This window comes from Pseudarthrobacter sp. Pseusp20 (assembly GCF_059492155.1).
In genome coordinates, this window is sequence record NZ_CP168521.1 from 359,711 (window position 1) to 376,675 (window position 16,965).

Here is a 16,965-nt window from a genome sequence, read left to right on the forward strand (position 1 = left end):
GCCCTCCTGGTGCCCCTACGCGGCCTTCACCAGGGGGAGCTCGTCCCAGTGCGTGGTGTAACGGGGCGAACGCATGTCCCGCTTCATGGTCCAGTCCAGGCCCGACTTGATGCCCGCATGCCCCAGCCCGATGGACCCCCGTCCAAACCGGCGGCTCACATCCTCAAGCAACGGCCCGATGCCGCGTTCCTCGTGCCGGTTCTCGAACAGTTCGAGCGGGGGCTGGTTTCCCGTGGGCCGCAGGTCGGTGAGCATCAGGCCTGCTTTGGCATATTTCAGTCCATCCCGGATATTGGGCAGCAGCGCGTGGGCGGCTTTGGTGAGCAGGAGTGGGTCCGCGGTGGGCATGGGCAAGGAGACGCAGACCGAAGGGTAGGCCTGTTCGTAATCCCTGAAGGGGGACGTGGCAGCGAAGGCCGTCAGCACTTTCGCCTGCAGTCCGTGCTTGGACAGCCTGGCGCTCGCCTGCTGCCCGTAGATGCTCAGAACCTCGCGCAGGCCGGCGGCGGTGGTCACGGGAGTGGCGAAGGAACGGGAAAATATCAGCTGGTCGCGGCCGACGCGCTCCTCCTCCATGGGAATGCACGGGGTGCCGCGCAGTTCCAGGACGGTGCGCATCAGCACCACCGAAAACTTGTCCCTGATCGCCACCGGATCCGCCCGGACCAGGTCCAGCACGGTGAAGATGCCCAACACGTTGAGCCGCTTCATCAGCCGCCCGGCAATGCCCCACACCTCGTCCACCGGCAACCGGCCCATGAGGGCCTCGCGAACGTCGGCCGGGACCGACTCCCAGAGGCAGACCCCGCCAAAAGCGGCGTTGTTCTTGGCCCACTTGTTGCAGAGCTTTGCCAGGGTCTTGGTGGGGGCGATGCCCACGCAGACCGGCACCCCCACGTGCCGCCGCACGGCCTCTTTCATCCTGCGGCCCAGGGCCAGCAGCTCGTCGGGTTTTCCCTTCACGCCCAGGAACGCTTCGTCGATGCTGTACACCTCCAGCCACGCCGAGTACCTGCCCAGCAGCTCCATCACCCGGGAGCTGATGTCCCCGTAGAGCTCATAGTTGCTGGACTTCGCCACCAGGCCCCACTCCTTGGCCCGCGGCGCGAGCTTGAACCAGGGCTCGCCGGTGGCGATGCCCAGGGCCTTCGCCTCGGGGGAGCGGGTCACCGCGCAGCCGTCATTGTTGGACAGCACCACCAGCGGGCGGCCCTCCAGGGAGGGGTCGAAGGCGCGCTCCGCGGAGGCGTAGAAGCAGTTGACATCCACGTGGGCGATCTGCGGCATCCGCCGCATGAGCACCGGCTTAGGCATGCTGCTCCTCAAACATGGAATACCTCAGACATGGTGCAGGCACCTGGTGGCGACACCCCAGATGGTCAGCTCGGACAGGGCGGGGACGTGGATATCCGGATATTTGGGGTTCTCCGCCTGCAGCACCACGCCGGTGCCGGTGATGCGGAGGCGCTTAACCGTCAGCTCCCCGTCCAGCACCGCAATCACCACGCACCCGTCCTTCGGCTCCAGTGCCCGGTTCACGATCAGTTCGTCACCGTCGCTGATGCCGGCGCCCTCCATGGAGTCCCCGGTGACCCGGACCACGAAGGTGCTGGTGATGTCCTTGATGAGGTGCGCGTTCAAGTCGATCCGCCCGTCAAAGTAGTCCTGCGCAGGAGACGGAAACCCTGCCGCCACCGCCACGGGGGAGATCAGCACCGAGAATAACGAGGCGCCCGCATTTATCACGCGGGGACCGATAATAACGCCCACAACACACCTTTTATTCGAATATATGTTCGATAATTTCAGTGTAGACCCGGAGGCTGACAACGGCACCACCCCGGCCGTCCCTGGACAGCCCGCGGACCCGAAGCGGCCGCCCCGGCGGCGACGGTGCGCAAACCCCCACGTAGACTGGCATCATGCGGCTGGTAGCAAGCGATATTGACGGAACGATCCTTGGGCACGACGGAAAAATCAGCCCCCGCACCATCCGCGCCTTCCACGCCTGCCGCGATGCCGGCGTCGAGCTCGTGTTTGTCACGGGCCGTCCGCCGCGCTGGCTGCACCCCCTCGAGGAGCAGCTGGGCCACACGGGACGGGTGATCTGCTCCAACGGTGCCGTGGTCTGGGACCTGGAGGCGGACCGCCTGGTCTCCGCCCGCACCCTGGCGATCCACACCGTCCTGGAGGTCCGCGGCATCATCAAGGCGCTCCGCCCCGCGGCCCTGTTCGCAGCGGAAACGCTCACCGGATTCCATCTGGAACCGGGCTTCATCGAAAACGAATCCAGCGAGCTGCTGGCCGAATTCACCCCGGCCCCGCTGAAGGACACGCTCACCAGTGACGATTCGGTGGTCAAATTCCTTGCCATCGTCCGCGACGGCACACCCGATGATTTCCTCGCCGAGGTGGCACCCGCCGTCGAGCACCTGGCCGCGACGACCCACTCCTCGCCCGGCGTTGCCATGCTGGAACTCTCCCTGCCGGGGGTCAACAAGGCCGTTACCCTGGCCGAGTACGCTTCGGGGCTGGGCATTGACGCCGCGGATGTGGTGGCCTTCGGCGACATGCCCAATGACATCGAGATGCTCCGGTGGGCGGGTCACGGCTATGCCATGGCCAGCGGCCATCCGGAGGCCATCCGCGCGGCGGGGCAGCAGGCACCGCATTTTGACAACGACGGCGTGGCCCAGGTTTTGGAGGCGCGGCTCGCCTCCCTGGGCGTCCAGTTTTCCTGACCGCAGCAGCCCCCCGTATTCACAGCTGCCGCTCACCTGGCGTTTACCTTCGCCCCCTAGCGTGAACCACGGAAAGCAGGCACTACTTACGCCGGCTCATAGGGGGCAACCATGGCAAGGAACGTCAAACAGCACATGGCCGATGGGCCGCACCGGCCAGCAACCCCGGCTCCGCACTGGAAGCAGCTGCGCCAGGGCGACCGGGTCCGCGTCCTGCTTTCTCCCGGTTTTGAGGCGGGCGGCGTGGTGGACACCATCACCGCCGACCACACGGCAGTCTGGGTCCACCTGGACGGCGGCCGCGGCCGGGCGCTCCTGCACTGCGGCGACGGGGTGGACATTGTGCCATGCGGGGAAACCGACTGCGCTGACTGACCCGCCGGCCCCAACCCCGCGCGGCTCGGGTACGCTCACATTGTGACCCTGCCCTTTTTCGAGCACAAGGACGACGCCGGGCGGCAGCTACCCATCGCCATGGCCCACCGCGGGTTCTCGGCTGAGGGGCTGGAAAACTCGATGGCCGCGTTCCGCTCCGGCGTCGAACTGGGCTTCCGGTACCTGGAAACGGACGTGCACACCACGGCCGACGGCGTGCTGCTGCTCTTCCACGATGAAGCCCTGGACCGCCTGACCGACGGCAGCGGCCGCGTGGCGGACCTGCCGGCCGCGGACGTCGCCAAGGCCAGGATCAACGGCCGCGAGCCCATCCCCACGTTCGATGAATTGGTGACCCAGCTGCCACACGCCCGGCTGAACCTGGACGTCAAGGACTGGGGCTCCGTCCACAGCACGGCCGCCGCCATCGAGCGGCACCAAGTGCACCAGCGGGTGCTGGTCACCAGTTTTTCGGACCGTCGACGGCGGGCGGTGCTGAAACTGCTCAGCCGGCCGGTTGCCTCCTCCGCCGGCGTGTCCTCCAATGCCCTCTTCACCCTGCTGGGCCCCGTGCTTCCACGCCCGGTGTTCCACCGGCTCATGCGCCGGGTGCTCAGGGACGTCCATGCGCTGCAGGTCCCCGTCCGCTATGGACGGATCCCTGTGGTCACCGCCGGGTTCATCCGCCGCGCCCACGCCCTTGGCCTGGCGGTGCACGTCTGGACCATCAACGATGCCGCGGAAATGCACCGCCTCCTCGACCTGGGCGCGGACGGCATCGTCACGGACCGCGCGGACCTGCTTCGCGAAGTGCTCATGGAGCGCGGGGAGTGGCCGCAGGGCCACCCGCCTGCGCCGGGTTCCTAGCCTCCGGACGGCGCGGTGGCGTCGCCGGTAAGGCCGTCGCGGTCCGCCTGGCCAGGGTCAGTTTCGTCGGTGTCACCGCCCAGGGGGCGGTTGGAGACCGGTGCCGGGGCAGCCCCTGTCTTGAGGCCGGGCGCCTTCTGCTTCTCCGCCTCCATGGCATTTGAACCTTCACTCAGGGACGAGTGGACTTCCACGTCGTCATTGGGGTTCGTGGGGTCGGGCACATCCATCTTCTCCGTCGGCTTGGATGTTCCGGCCAGGTCCTCCATGGCGTTTTCTGCTGCCTTGCCGATGCTGTCGCCGATTCCCATCTGACTGCTCCTTCCGACATTGCGTGCCGGCGCCCAGCGGCATACCGGCCCTACTCCTCCAGAATTATCAGCATGCTTACAATTAGTCCAGTGCTGGGGAATCGGACCGCAGCCGGAGAGGAAGGAAGACCAGCATGAGCACTTACCATCCGGAGAATGACCCCGCGAACCCCGACCGCCCGGGGAAGGAAGACGTTGGCGCCGCCCAGCCGCACCTGGCGGAGCAACGCAGCAGGGAGGCGGCCGGTTCGCCAAACCCCGACCCGGCGGAGGGCAATGTCACCGGGCTGGAACCGGGCGGGGGAGTGCCCCCGGGAGAGACGCCGCCGGCAGAGGACCAGATGAGCCGGGACCAGGGCCACTCCGAATAGCGGTCAAATGGCAGGCGCGGCGCCTGGCGTCATGCCATGCGCCGCGCTGCTCGCCTTAGGTGTGAGCGTGGTGTGTGTCAGGAAGTCTCTTTGCCATGGCGGCCCCGCGACTCCCCTGGTCCCGCCAAATGGCGCTCCAGGCCGTCCACGTCCAGCCGCGTGTTCCAGTTGGCCCAGTCCTGGGGCCGCACTGACGGCCGCCCCAGCAGGTAACCCTGGCCGGCGCTGATGCCAAGTTCGGTGAGGACCTTGAGTTCGCCCACCGTTTCGATCCCCTCAGCCACCAGGATGGTGCCGATCTGGTCGGTGAAGTCCACCAGGCAGGCCGACAGTGCCCGCTGGAGGCCGTCCTTGTCGACGTCGCCAATCACGTTGCGTCCCACCTTGAGGAAGTCTGGACGCAGGTGGATCATGCGGCTGAGGGCGCCGGCCCCGGTGTGGGTGTCATCGACGGCAATCCGCAGGCCTTTTTCCCGCAGTGGATTGATCGCGGAAATGAACTGCAGATATTCCTCTTCCGGAATGTCCTCGGTCAATTCGAGCACTATGCGGTCGATGGGGAGTTCAATATGGTCGAACAGTTCCGGCAGCCGCGGGTCCATGCAGGAGGTGGGCGAAATATTGAGGGACACATAAAGGTTGTCCGGCAGGTCGCGGGCTGCCACCGCGGCGGATCCCAAAGCCGAGAACTCCAGGTTTGCGCCCAGGCCCACGGCCGCGGCCTCGGCGAACCACAGTTCCGCAGCGGCACCGTCATCGCTGACGAAGCGCGAGAGGGCTTCCGCGCCGACCACGGTTTTTCCTTCCAGGCCGTAAATGGGCTGGAATGCGGTCATCAGCATTTGGTTCTCGAGCAGGGCGCTGATCCGTGAGATGCTGCGGATGGCGTCCAGCTGCTCAGCGAACTGCGGCGGCAGGGTGGGCGCTGTGAGGCGCATGTCCCTGGCCGCTTCCAGTGTTTCCACGGTGTTGGCATCGCTGCGCCGGGTCTCCAGGAGATACTCCAGCAAAGCGCGTTCCGGCACGCCTGGATTCTCGTCGAGGCTCTTGCTCAGCCGTTGCCGGACAGCGGCTCCCGCAGGATCCGTATCCGCCAGCACGGCAGCGATAATTCCCCATGCCTGTACCCGAACCGACATTAGCAACGCCCCCAGTTGACGAAGTAATGACCCGATGGCCCAATAATGTTCAAATTTCCAAACGCCCTATAAAAGTACGGTGTTGCCAGACCTGAATTTCGCGGCGGCGAAAAACCAGACACCGCACGCTGATCGTATAACGGCGGCCACAAAAGCGCAGTAGTTTTGCGTTACTGGTTAGCGCTTTCCTGCTGGTCAGCCAGCAGTTGGGGTATCTGGTCCGGCGGAACCGGACGGCTGAAGTAGTAGCCCTGCGCGCTGCGGCAGCCAAGCCCGCGCAGGATTTCCGCCTGCTCAGCGGTTTCCACGCCTTCCCATACGGCTTCCAGCCCGCACGCCCGTACCAGCTGCAGCACGGCGGCCACCAGGGCAGGCTGGCTGGGATCGGTCTCCAGCCCGGTAATCAGCGTTCTGTCCACTTTGACCCGGTCCACGGGCAGCCGGCGGAGGTAGCTGATGGAGGAGTAGCCGGTGCCAAAATCGTCAATTTCGATGCCCACGCCCAGGCCGCGCAGCCCGCCCAGCGAGTACCGGTCCAGTTCATTGCCCTTGACGATGGCCACTTCGGTCAATTCGAGGACCACCTGGTCGGGCCTGACCCCGGTCTCCTGGAGCACGTTCCGCACGTCCTCGATGAACTGCAGGCTCTGCAGGTCCGTGGCGGAGATATTGACGCGCACGGAAAACGTACTGTCCAGCAGGCATGCGTCGATCCAGGCCCGGAGCTGCCTCACAGCCGTCCTGAGCACCCACAGGCCCAGTTCCGAGATCAGTCCCGCCTCCTCGGCGAGGGGAATGAACTCGTCCGGCATGATGAAGCCGCGGGTGGGGTGGTTCCAGCGGACCAGTGCCTCCACGCCCTCGATCCGTCCCGTGGCGAGCTCCACCACGGGCTGGTAGTAAAGCGTCAGCGCGTCATCCTTGATGGCGGCCCGCAGGTCGTCCACCAGCTGGCTGCGGAGCCGCCGCATCAGCAGCAGGGCCGGCTCGAACCGGTGCAGCCTGTTCTGCCCTTCGGCCTTGGAGGCATACATGGCGACGTCGGCCTCCATCAGCATGTCCTCCGGGCTGTGGCCTTCACTGCCCACGCTGAGCCCGATGCTGGCACCGCAACGCACGCTGCGGCCGGGCAGTTCGATGGGTTCGGTGAGCGCGGCCAGGATGCGGTGCGCCACGATGGCGGCCTGGTCTGCCGACGCCGACGGCATGACGATCGCGAACTCGTCACCACCCAGCCTGGCGACGACGTCCGCCGCGCGGACCGCGGTCCGGAGCCTTTCGCCCACAGTCACCAGGACCTGGTCGCCGGCCGTGTGTCCCAGGCTGTCATTGATGGATTTGAACGCGTCCAGGTCCATCAGCAAGATGGCGGGGCCTTCATCCGCCGGCTCGCCGCCGGCCGCGGTGCGGGCTTCCAGGGCGGTGCGCAGTGCTTCGATCAGTGCGGACCGGTTGGCCAGGCCGGTCAGCGGGTCCTGCATTGCCATCTTCTGCATCTCAAGGTGCGCCTCGTGCAGCAGCTGGGTCCGGACCTGCACCCGCTGCTCGAGCTCCTCGTAGATGATCTGCAGGTCCTCGGCCAGGAGATTGGTGCCCATGATGATCGCGTCCAGTTCATCCCGGGCGGGTGAGACCTCGATCCGTGAGCTGAGGTCCCCGGAAGCCAGCCGGACAATACCTTCCAGCAGCTGCGAAAGCCGGGGATCGTCGTCGGCAAACATGGCAGGTCCTCCTTCGGCGCCTAGTTGGCCTGGACGTTGTCGGTGCCGAGGGGAAGGCTGACGGTGACAGTGGTCCCGGAGCCCAGGGTGGAGGCGACGTCGATCCGGCCGCCGTGGCGGTCCACGATGTCCTTGGAGATGGCAAGGCCCAGGCCTGTTCCCGGGATGGCGCCGTTCATCGCGTTGGAGGCGCGGTAGAACCTGGTGAATACGTGGTTGATTTCATCGCTCGAGATGCCGATGCCGGTGTCGGCGATGCGCACGGTGGCCCATTTGGAGCCGTCCGCGGCGGCATGGGACTCGCTGCCCACCTCGATCCGTCCACCACTGGGCGTGAACTTGATGGCATTGGACACCAGGTTGGTGAAGACCTGTTGCAGCTGCACTTCGTCCGCGAGTATCTCCGGATCCTCCGGAACGGGGTCCACGTCGATGGTGACGTTCTGCAGCGTGGCCAGCGGACGGAGCGCCGCGGCCACCAGATCCAGGGTCTGACCCAGCCGCACGGGTGCCAGCTGCATCGCGGCGTTGTCCAGCCCGCCGCGGGAGACGCTGAGCATGTCCTCGATGAGCGTGCGGAGGCGTTCGGTGTTGCGGACCACGATGTCCAGCATCTGGTGGACCTCCCGGGACACCGGATGCTCGGTGCTTTCCTGGATCATGTCCAGGTAAGCCATGATCGAGGTCAGCGGCGTCCGCAGCTCGTGGTTCACCGTTGCCAGGAAGTCAGTCTTGGCCTTGTCGAGTTCCCTCAGCTGCTTGACCACCTGCTGCTGGCTGCTGATCAGGTGGCTTTGGATGAGGCCGTAGGCGGCGTTGCCGGCCACGTGCTGGATCAGCCCCAGTTCAGCGCTGGACCAGGTCCGGGGCCGGTCCATCATGGCGATCCAGATGATGCCCAGGGAGGAATTCCCTTCGCCGATGGGCACCGCCAGGGTTGAGGCGGCTCCAGCGATGGCGGGACCGGGGCCGGGCCTCGCCTCGCTGCGGGCGGCCGGTTCGTTTCCGTCGGCGGAGAGCGTCTCGGTCCCGGCCCAGAGCATGTCCGCCGTGGCACGGGCGTCTTCCTCGCGTGGAAGGGCGTCAGCGGGCAGCTCCGCGAGGCCCCGCCTGTGCCACCCGGCCGTGATGACGGGGACGCGGTGATCCTCGAAGGTTGCCAGGACAACGTGGTCGGCCTTGAAGGTGCGGCCGAATCCCGCGACGACGTGGTTTGCGATTTCCTGGGGGTCGTTGGTGGCGCGCACCGCGGCAGAGACTTCACGCAACTGCTCCCGGAGCGCTTCGGCTTCCTGCCTGGAGGCGCGGCGGCGGGATACCTGGTCGATGAGGACGGACGCGCGGTGCACCAGCTCCTGGGGTGCAGGCGGCTTGGTGATGCAGTCGTGGACACCTGGCGGGTTGGCAGCTGCGATCTCCGCGGGGCTGTCCAGGTCCACCATCACCAGGACCGGGGCGGCGGACGTGGTGGTGGACAGGACGCCGGAGAGGAAGGCATCGGCGACGACGACTGACGGTTCACCGCCGTCCAGCACCGCGGCGAGGCTGCCGGCGTCGGTGGCTTCGAGGACGGTGTATCCGGCGTCGCGCAGCGCCTGGGCGTTACGGGCCCTCCGGCCTGCGTCGGGATCGGCCACGACGGCCGTGCGGGGCAGGCGCGCGTCACTCGGGACAGCCGTCACAGTGCTCCCTTCCCTCCCAGTTGACTACATTCTAGGGGGATGCGGGCGAAGCGGGTCCACGGCGTGCGCACCCTTACCCCCGCTTTCCGCGCTGCCAGGGAGTTGTGGCACGCCGTAATGTTGCCGAAGGTCCGCCACCGGGACGGGCAGGACCATATATTTGAGCCGTGTCTTCAACAAAGTCGCCACGGTCCACCTGGCAGAAGTACCTGATGATCCCCAAGCTCATCAGGCTCTCACGCAGCGCCCCCAAGGACCGGCATAAGGCGTGGGACCGGTACTGGGCCGGCATTACTTCCACCGGTCCGGGCGGCGAGGTCCTGTGGGACTCGGGGAGCAACCATGAGTTCCAGGGCTACCAGGACAGCCTCCTTCGCTACCTGGACCCTGCGCTTCCCGTTGTGGACACCGGCTGTGGGCACGGCAGCTTCACCCGCGCGCTCGCCGGGATCTTTCCACGGGTCATCGGCGTGGACGTCTCACCCCATGCTGTTGCCCGGGCGCGGGCGGAGTCCGCAGGAATCGCAAACGCCGCCTTTGAAGCCAGGGACATGACGGCGGAGGGTGCTGCCGGGCAACTGGCGGAGTCCTTCCAGTTGAACCCTGACGGCGCCAACGTCTTTATCCGCGGCGTGCTGCATGTCCTCGATCCGGCCCACCAAACGGCGATGGTCGACAACCTGCGGATCCTGGTGGGCGGCCGCGGGACGGTCTTCATGGCGGAAACCAACTTCCAGGGAAACCCGCTGGAGTACGTCACCCATCTTGGGGCAAGCACGCATGGCATTCCGGCGCCGTTGGAGCTGGCCATCCGCGGGCTTCCCATGCCGGGGCACTTCGGGCCGGAAGAGCGCGAACGTGCGTTCCCGGCGTCGGACTGGGAACTCCTTGAGGATGGCCATGTGGCCATCGAAACCAACCCGGTGACCGGCGTGCCGGGCCAGGACAGGGTGCCCGGGTATTACGCGATGGTCCGCCCCCGCCGGTAGCCCTGGCAACGGGATGTTCGAACTGTTCCGCAGACTTCACGCATATCCCCGCAGTCCGGCCGCAGGCTGCCTTCCATCCCCTTGACAGGGGCCGGATCCGGAGGCTCCATGGTAAGTAGACTTACTAGTTAGCTGGGGATGGAGGGAAGACTGCCATGGCAGGAGATAAAGGCAACCGGATCCGCGATGCGGATGCCGCGGATCGCGAAGACGCCTAAGCCGCACCCGCGCCACCCCGTTCGGCCGCCACCGGATCACCCTCCGGCGCCGCCACCCCGACCGCCGGCGCAAGACCTACAGGAACCATCATGAGCAACTTCATTCCATCCGGCGCCCTGCGCCGGATGCTCCTTCCGCCCACCTATGGGCGGCACGTCACCTCCGCCACGGAGTTCACCATCCTCTCAGTGGAGGTTTGGGCATCCGGCCTGGTGGTCAACATCCACCTTCCCTCGGATGACGCGGCTGAACCGCACCTCATCGTGGAGGACCACTTCGGCACGGAATACACCCTGCAGGAATCGGCCACTGTCGGTTCCCGCAACCTGCAGGTGTTTACCCCGTCGGTGCCGCCCGGCACCAGGAGCCTGACCATCAGGTCGGCGGACGACGGCGGTGCCCGGCCAGTGGTGACCTTCGCGGTTCCGTTGATGGCCGTGCCCGAACCGCAGCCGGAGCCCCGGGAAGCCGGCGGCAGCACGGCCACCGCCGCCGACGAGTCCTACCAGCCCGATCTCCGCCGCCCGGCCTGAACAGAGCCGGCCTGCCCGAACCAGAGCCGCCCTGCCCGAACCAGAGCCGCCCTGACAAGACCCGCCAGACCTGACGAAAGGCCCCGCCATGCCGGATACCAGCAACTTCACGCCCACCACCGCCATCGTCACCGCTTCAGACTCAGGAATCGGCAAGGCCACCGCCGTGGCGCTCGCCCGCGCCGGCATGGACGTGGGTGTCACCTGGCATTCGGATAAGGCAGGCGCCGAGGGTACCGCCGAAGAAATCCGCGGCCTGGGGCGCAAGGCCGTGGTCCGGCAGCTGGATACCACCGAGCTCCACGCCGCTGCCGGCGTGATCGATGAACTCGCCGGGGAGCTGGGCGGCCTGGATGTCTTCGTGAACAATGCCGGGACGGGTGCGAGCACAAAGTTCCTGGACATGGGGATCGATGACTGGATGAGGATCCTGGACACGAACCTCAACGGCGCGTTCGTCTGCCTGCAGGCGGCAGCAAGGCGCATGGTCAAGGCCGGGAAGGGCGGCCGGCTGGTGGCGGTGTCCAGCGTGCACGAGTTCCAGCCGCGCGTCGGATCGTCTGCTTATGATGCGTCCAAGCACGGCCTGGGCGGCCTGATGAAGACGCTCGCCCTGGAGCTGGGCCAGTACGGCATCACCGCCAACACGGTGGCGCCGGGGGAGATTGCCACGCCAATGACGGGGCAGGAGGACCAGGACCCGACGACGACGAAGCGCCCCGGGGTGCCGCTGGGCCGGCCCGGGCATGCCCGGGAGATCGCCGACGTCATCGCCTTCCTCGCCTCGCCTGCCTCCAGCTACGTGACCGGTGCGGCGTGGGTGGTCGACGGCGGGATGCTCCAGATGGGTCCGCAGGCGGGATCGCACATCACCAGCAACGACTGGCGCGAAGCGTAGGCCCCTTGTGCCTGTCGCTGGCTGTTCTCCTGACCGTGGGGCAGTCACAGAGTCCATATCTCGGATCTGGCAAGCGCTTTCCGGCGGCTTGCTGGCATGATGGAGCGCATGCGCATTCTTATCGCTCCGGACAAGTTCAAGGGGTCCCTGACGGCGGCCGAGGCTGCCGCTGCCATCGCGGAAGGCGCCTTGCGGGTGTACCCGGACGCCGTCGTCACGCAGTTCCCCATTGCCGACGGTGGCGAGGGCACCCTTGAGGCGGCCGTGGCCGCAGGCTACGAAGAGCGGCTGAACGCCGTGGTGGGGCCCATCCTTGCCCCGCTGGGCGCTGCCTGGGCCATCCACAAGGCCGGGGACGGCAAGGTTACGGCAGTGATCGAAACGGCCCAGGCCTCCGGTTTGGCGGACATGGAACCAACGGCCGCCAACGCCCTGCGTGCCCACAGCTATGGCTGCGGCCAGCTCATTGCTGCCGCACTGGATGCGGGCGCCACCGAGATCGTCCTGGGCCTGGGCGGCTCGGCCATGACCGACGGCGGCAGCGGCGCCCTGCGCGCCCTCGGCCTGAAGCCCCTGGACGGCGCGGGGAACGTGGTGCCCCTGGGCGGCGGTTCCCTGGCGGACATCGTCGCCCTGGACACCACCGGGCTGGACCCGCGGCTGTCTGCAACCACGTTCCGCATCGCCGTCGACGTCCGCAACCCGCTGTACGGGCCATCCGGTGCCGCGCACGTTTTCGGCCCCCAAAAGGGCGCGGACCAGGACAGCGTGGAAATGCTCGACGCCGGGCTGCGCAACTGGGCGTCAGTGCTGCGGGAAGCAACGGGCCGGGACGTGAACGTCCCAGGCGCCGGCGCCGCCGGCGGCTTCCCGGCGTCGTTCCTTGCCTTCACCGACGCCACGCTGGAAGGCGGCTTCGCACTGGTGGCCGGACTGACCGGCCTGGCCGCGCAGCTGGACCAGGCAGACCTGGTGATCACCGGTGAGGGATCCATGGATTCCCAGTCACTCACCGGCAAGGCGCCGATCGCGCTCGCGGACGCAGCCCGGGAACGTGGAATTCCCGTCATCGTGGTGGCCGGCAGGATCCTGGTGACCCTTGAGGACCTTGCCGGGCACGGCGTGGTTTCCGCGGCGCAGCTGCTGGACGTCGCATCCAGCCCACAGGACGCTGTGGCGAACGCCGGCAAGTACCTGGCCTGGGCAACAAGCCAGGTACTCGAAGGGGCCTAGCCCACGGCCACTTGGGTGGGGCTGGTTGGATTGCCGGCTGGATTGGGCCGGGTGTTGGATCGGCCAGGTGGGCCGGGCCTTCAGGTCCCGGTCTCGTAGTGGGGTTCGGCAACGGGCTTCGATTCCGGGGACCCCTTCTCCCGGAGGTAGACCGACGCGCCCACCAGGACCGCGACGGCCAGGAACTCGCTTTGCCAGTTTTGGAAGGACTCAAACCAGAAGCGGCTGGTGCCCAGGTACTGCAGGTACGTGATGGCGGGCTGGCCATGGCTTTGCTGGTTCTGGTTGTACTCGTCCACACCGCCGGCGGCGTGCAGGAAGAACGAGCCAAGGAACAGGGAGAACAGCAGGATCGACAGTGAATGCTCGTACACCTTGAGCACCACTCCGCCCCGCCGCACCGGCCAGGGCGTGGCCTTCCGCAGGGCCGCCTGGCGGGGATCTTCATCCTGCGGCGCCTCCTTGCCCATTGGCTTGGATTCGGATGAGCCTTTCTGGAACAGGAACACGGTGAGGACCACGTACATGGCCATCTGCAGGAACTCCGATTCCCAGTTCTCGAAGGTGGCCTCGACGAAGGCGCCCGTGCCCAGGAACTCCAGGACCGAGACGGCGGGCTCCCCGTGGGCCTGCTGGTCTTCACTGTAGGAAGCGGCTCCGGAGAGGATCATGCCCACGAAGAACGCCAGGAAGCAGCCCAGGTTGGCCAGCAGCAGGCCATGTTCCCTTGCCCATTTGCGCATGTCTTACTCCTTGTCCGATGCTGGCGGGAGGATCCTGCCTGTAGCCCGCTTGTTCAGGCGGAGCGGAACGAAAACCAGCATGACCACCATGACGCCCAGCAGTGCACCCCCGGCCGTGACGCCGGCAGACCGCCCGGCGGCAACATCGAACACCAGGGCGGCTGTTCCGGCGCTCAGCAGGGCGATGCCGCCCAGTGCGATCTTGGTGATGCTGTCTGCGCTGGAGACCAGTGTTTCCTTGAGCCGCTTGCGGAAAAGCCGGCGGTGCACACTGACCGGGAGGAGGATGAAGGCCGTGGTGAGCGCGGCGATGACGACGTTGACGAGATACAGGCCAACCTCCCAGCCGTCCAGCTTTTCGAACCGCTGCTGGAACGGCAGCGTCAGCAGGAAGCCGGCCAGGATCTGCACCCCGGTCTGAAGTACGCGGAGCTCCTGCAGGAGTTCCGCCCAGTTGCGGTCAAGCTGCTCCTCGCGGGTTTCATTGCGTCCCGTCCGGCCCGTGTAGTCCTCAACCTCAGACATCGGCCCTCCTTCCTCTCCGGCCGCGGCCCAGGCTTTCTTTCTACTCCTCCCGTACCCAGAAACAAGGCAGGCCGTTGCGCGTGCTCCTACATTTGATAAGTTTACTGATTATTAGTCTTGGGCGGTGGACTTGGTCCTCCGCCCGGGATAGCTTCGAAGGGCCGGAGCACGGCGGGCCCTTCGCACCGACACAGGTCAACCGACACAGGCAGGCGGACTATGAGCGAGACCGACAAGCAAACAGACCAGCCGAAGGATCCGCGCGGCGGCTACCACTCGGACCCGTTTCCCGAGCAGGAACAGAAGCAGCCCGGGCTGACCGGCCCCATGGACCCCAAACCCGACCACGGGGAGCGCAGCTACGAGGGGCACGGCAAGCTCGACGGCAAGGCAGCCCTCATCACGGGCGGGGACTCAGGCATCGGCAAGGCTGCCGCCATCGCCTTCGCCCGGGAAGGGGCCGACGTCGCGATCTCGTACCTGCCTGAGGAGGAAGACGACGCGCAGGACACGGCGGAATGGATCCGGAAAACCGGCCGCCGCGCGCTCCTGCTTCCCGGTGACGGACGTGAGGAGGAGTTCAGCACCCGCATCGTGGAGGAGACGGTCTCCGGATTCGGCCGCCTCGACATCCTGGTCCTGAACGCCGCGTACCAGAAGAACCGCGAGAGCCTCGAGACGCTCCCCACCGAGGAGTTCGACAGGGTCTTCCGCACCAACCTCTACTCGCTGCTGTGGTCCGCGCGGGCGGCCGTGCCGCACCTGAAGGCGGGTGCCTCGATCATCACCACGGCCTCCATCCAGGCCTTCAACCCGTCACCCGGGCTCATCGACTACGCCATGACCAAAGCGGCGCAGGTGGCGTTCACCAAGGCCCTGGCCCAGGAACTGGGTCCCAAGGGGATCCGCGTCAATGCCGTGGCCCCGGGCCCCATCTGGACACCGCTGATCCCGGCCACCGAATGGCCGGACAAGCTCCCCTCCTTCGGGCAGGACACGCCGCTGGGGCGCGCGGGGCAGCCGGCCGAGCTTGCCGCGGCGTACGTGCTGCTCGCATCCGAGGACGGGTCCTACATTTCCGGTGCAGTCCTCCCGGTCACGGGCGGCAAGGGGCTTTAATGGGGGTCCCACCCGCTGGGGCATCCAGGCCGGCATCACCAGACCAGCAATATCGGCAACGAACAACAGGAGGAAGCATGACGCAGGAAAACCAGCAGGCTGAACCCGAGACGGCTCCGGGCGGCTACGGTACCCCCACGGCCGAGCAGGAGGCGGCAGGCACGCAGGGTGGCCAGCAGTCCGGCGGCGGCGCGTCCACGGCCGGCGCGGACACGAACGAACCGCAGTCGGGCACGGGCCAGGCTCCCGTCCCGCACGACATGGATCTTCCGTCCAGCGCGGCCGAGATCGACGAGTCCAATGACGATTCCCAGGGGTCGGCGCCGGTGTCCTCGGAGTCGGGCCAGGAAGCGACGGGCCTTCCCGACGGCAGCGGAAACGACCTTCCGAAGGAAGAGTCGCCCAATGACGACGACGAGAGCTTCGACGCCGGATAAAGCCTCCTGATCCAAAGGGCCCCCGTTTCCGCTGCCCCCGGGCAGTGGAAGCGGGGGCCTTTGCGGTTCCGCCAAGGCGAATACATCCCGTCCCCCGGGGTACGGAACACGCGGAACCCCATCCCGCCGGCAGGCAGCAGCAAGCAGCCTGCGTTGCCGCCGGCACCAACGTCAACGCCAGGAAGGTGGACTGTGGGCAGGAGATCTGCGGAACAGTGGGCGCGGCCGCAGGACCGGCCGGACAAGGTAGCGGTGGACGTCCTGGTGCCCACCTGCAACCGGCCTGCCGAACTCGCCGTCACCCTCGCAGGACTGGCCGCACAGTCCGAGCCCGCGTTCGCCGTCGTCATCAGCGACCAGTCAGCCGGACAGCCGGCCTGGGACCATCCCGCTGCCGCCGCCATGGTGCGGGTGCTGCAGGCGCAGGGCCGGCCCGTCACGCTGCTGCGGCACCTTCCGCGGCGCGGACTGGCCGAACACCGCCAGTTCCTGCTGGACCAGTCCACCGCGGATCAGTGTCTCTTCCTGGACGACGACGTCTGGCTGGAGCCCGGTGCCGTGGAACGGCTGAGCAAGGCACTGGACCAGCTCCAGTGCGGTTTCGTCGGGATGGCACCGCAGGGCCTGTCCTTCCTGGACGACCGCAGGCCGGAACAGACGGCCTCCTTCCAAGCCTGGGACGGACCGGTGGCTCCGGAGCGCATCCGTCCGGGTGCCCCGGGTTTTGAACGCTGGCCGCTGCACAGCGCCGCCAACCTCAGCCACGTCTGCGCGGAACTGTCGCTGCAGCCCGGCGAGTGGGTGCCCTACCACGTGGCCTGGCTGGGCGGCTGTGTGCTCTACCGCAGGGAGGCGCTGGACGACGCCGGCGGGTTCCGTTTCTGGAGCACGCTCCCTGCAGACCACGCCGGGGAGGACGTGGTGGCGCAGTGGCAGGTGATGGAACGGTACGGCGGGGCCGGGATCCTGCCGTCCGGCGCGGTCCACCTTGAATCGCCCACGACCGTGACGGACCGGCGGGTAGAGGCGTACGACGTGGTCCTGAACGAGGACGCTGTGTGA

The 16,965-nt window shown here is 67.1% G+C and carries 19 protein-coding genes; 11 read left to right on the top strand and 8 right to left on the bottom strand.

The window, feature by feature from the left end; translation table 11 throughout:
- Positions 1–15 precede the first annotated feature (15 nt).
- Together ACEN9K_RS01765 and ACEN9K_RS01770 are read right to left on the bottom strand one after the other, a co-directional pair.
- Positions 16–1,314: a Y-family DNA polymerase gene (locus ACEN9K_RS01765; protein WP_186447809.1), complete on the bottom strand. Its 1,299-nt coding sequence runs from the start codon at positions 1,312–1,314 to the stop codon at positions 16–18.
- A 24-nt stretch (positions 1,315–1,338) separates the two neighbouring features.
- Complete coding sequence (locus ACEN9K_RS01770; RefSeq protein ID WP_495635088.1) at positions 1,339–1,770, bottom strand: LexA family protein; 432 nt, start codon at positions 1,768–1,770, stop codon at positions 1,339–1,341.
- 152 nt (positions 1,771–1,922) lie between these two features.
- On the opposite strand from ACEN9K_RS01770, the gene ACEN9K_RS01775 reads away from it, so the two are divergent.
- From ACEN9K_RS01775 to ACEN9K_RS01785, 3 genes are all read left to right on the top strand, one after another.
- A complete protein-coding gene (locus ACEN9K_RS01775; RefSeq protein WP_495635089.1) occupies positions 1,923–2,741 on the top strand; it encodes an HAD family hydrolase in 819 nt (272 codons plus the stop codon).
- Positions 2,742–2,852: 111 nt separating this feature from the next.
- On the top strand, positions 2,853–3,116 hold the full coding sequence (locus tag ACEN9K_RS01780) for a hypothetical protein (protein WP_495635090.1): 264 nt from the start codon (positions 2,853–2,855) through the stop codon (positions 3,114–3,116).
- A 42-nt stretch (positions 3,117–3,158) separates the two neighbouring features.
- On the top strand, positions 3,159–3,983 hold the full coding sequence (locus ACEN9K_RS01785; protein ID WP_134164781.1) for a glycerophosphodiester phosphodiesterase family protein: 825 nt from the start codon (positions 3,159–3,161) through the stop codon (positions 3,981–3,983).
- Here the strand turns inward: ACEN9K_RS01785 and ACEN9K_RS01790 are convergent.
- A complete protein-coding gene (locus tag ACEN9K_RS01790; protein ID WP_134164780.1) occupies positions 3,980–4,294 on the bottom strand; it encodes a hypothetical protein in 315 nt (104 codons plus the stop codon). The genes ACEN9K_RS01785 and ACEN9K_RS01790 overlap by 4 nt on opposite strands.
- Positions 4,295–4,428: 134 nt before the next feature.
- Here ACEN9K_RS01790 and ACEN9K_RS01795 point away from each other — a divergent pair, with 134 nt between their 5' ends.
- Positions 4,429–4,665: a DUF6480 family protein gene (locus ACEN9K_RS01795; protein ID WP_018770321.1), complete on the top strand. Its 237-nt coding sequence runs from the start codon at positions 4,429–4,431 to the stop codon at positions 4,663–4,665.
- 77 nt (positions 4,666–4,742) lie between these two features.
- Here ACEN9K_RS01795 and ACEN9K_RS01800 read toward each other — a convergent pair whose 3' ends face one another.
- From ACEN9K_RS01800 to ACEN9K_RS01810, 3 genes are all read right to left on the bottom strand, one after another.
- Positions 4,743–5,804 (bottom strand): EAL domain-containing protein, encoded by a 1,062-nt coding sequence (locus tag ACEN9K_RS01800; RefSeq protein ID WP_478222561.1) that lies wholly within the window; start codon positions 5,802–5,804, stop codon positions 4,743–4,745.
- 170 nt (positions 5,805–5,974) lie between these two features.
- The gene (locus tag ACEN9K_RS01805; protein WP_056388484.1) at positions 5,975–7,525 is read right to left on the bottom strand and encodes a putative bifunctional diguanylate cyclase/phosphodiesterase; all 1,551 of its coding nucleotides are present in this window, start codon (positions 7,523–7,525) and stop codon (positions 5,975–5,977) included.
- Positions 7,526–7,545: 20 nt separating this feature from the next.
- Positions 7,546–9,207: an ATP-binding protein gene (locus tag ACEN9K_RS01810; protein ID WP_268002401.1), complete on the bottom strand. Its 1,662-nt coding sequence runs from the start codon at positions 9,205–9,207 to the stop codon at positions 7,546–7,548.
- Between the two features lie 212 nt (positions 9,208–9,419).
- Here ACEN9K_RS01810 and ACEN9K_RS01815 point away from each other — a divergent pair, with 212 nt between their 5' ends.
- The 4 genes from ACEN9K_RS01815 to ACEN9K_RS01830 all read left to right on the top strand — a co-directional run bounded on the left by ACEN9K_RS01815 (position 9,420) and on the right by ACEN9K_RS01830 (position 13,079).
- Positions 9,420–10,196 carry a class I SAM-dependent methyltransferase gene (locus tag ACEN9K_RS01815; RefSeq protein WP_495635668.1) on the top strand — a complete coding sequence of 259 codons (777 nt, stop codon included), beginning with the start codon at positions 9,420–9,422 and terminating at the stop codon, positions 10,194–10,196.
- A 308-nt stretch (positions 10,197–10,504) separates the two neighbouring features.
- Positions 10,505–10,948, top strand: coding sequence for a hypothetical protein (locus ACEN9K_RS01820; protein ID WP_488315277.1), 444 nt, complete (start codon positions 10,505–10,507; stop codon positions 10,946–10,948).
- Positions 10,949–11,036: 88 nt separating this feature from the next.
- Positions 11,037–11,846, top strand: coding sequence for an SDR family oxidoreductase (locus tag ACEN9K_RS01825; protein ID WP_018770315.1), 810 nt, complete (start codon positions 11,037–11,039; stop codon positions 11,844–11,846).
- A gap of 108 nt (positions 11,847–11,954) precedes the next feature.
- On the top strand, positions 11,955–13,079 hold the full coding sequence (locus ACEN9K_RS01830; RefSeq protein WP_134164777.1) for a glycerate kinase: 1,125 nt from the start codon (positions 11,955–11,957) through the stop codon (positions 13,077–13,079).
- A gap of 80 nt (positions 13,080–13,159) precedes the next feature.
- On the opposite strand, the gene ACEN9K_RS01835 is transcribed toward ACEN9K_RS01830, so the two are convergent.
- Positions 13,160–13,822 carry a DUF6766 family protein gene (locus tag ACEN9K_RS01835; protein ID WP_495635091.1) on the bottom strand — a complete coding sequence of 221 codons (663 nt, stop codon included), beginning with the start codon at positions 13,820–13,822 and terminating at the stop codon, positions 13,160–13,162.
- A 3-nt stretch (positions 13,823–13,825) separates the two neighbouring features.
- Positions 13,826–14,347, bottom strand: a complete 522-nt coding sequence (locus ACEN9K_RS01840) for a DUF6328 family protein (protein ID WP_018770312.1) — start codon at positions 14,345–14,347, stop codon at positions 13,826–13,828.
- A 219-nt stretch (positions 14,348–14,566) separates the two neighbouring features.
- Between ACEN9K_RS01840 and ACEN9K_RS01845 the strand changes: the two genes are divergently transcribed.
- The 3 genes from ACEN9K_RS01845 to ACEN9K_RS01855 all read left to right on the top strand — a co-directional run bounded on the left by ACEN9K_RS01845 (position 14,567) and on the right by ACEN9K_RS01855 (position 16,965).
- The gene (locus tag ACEN9K_RS01845; protein WP_056388474.1) at positions 14,567–15,466 is read left to right on the top strand and encodes an SDR family oxidoreductase; all 900 of its coding nucleotides are present in this window, start codon (positions 14,567–14,569) and stop codon (positions 15,464–15,466) included.
- A gap of 77 nt (positions 15,467–15,543) precedes the next feature.
- On the top strand, positions 15,544–15,903 hold the full coding sequence (locus ACEN9K_RS01850) for a hypothetical protein (RefSeq protein ID WP_478222559.1): 360 nt from the start codon (positions 15,544–15,546) through the stop codon (positions 15,901–15,903).
- Positions 15,904–16,095: 192 nt separating this feature from the next.
- Entirely contained in the window at positions 16,096–16,965 is an 870-nt protein-coding gene (locus ACEN9K_RS01855; RefSeq protein ID WP_478222558.1) for a glycosyltransferase family 2 protein, read from the top strand.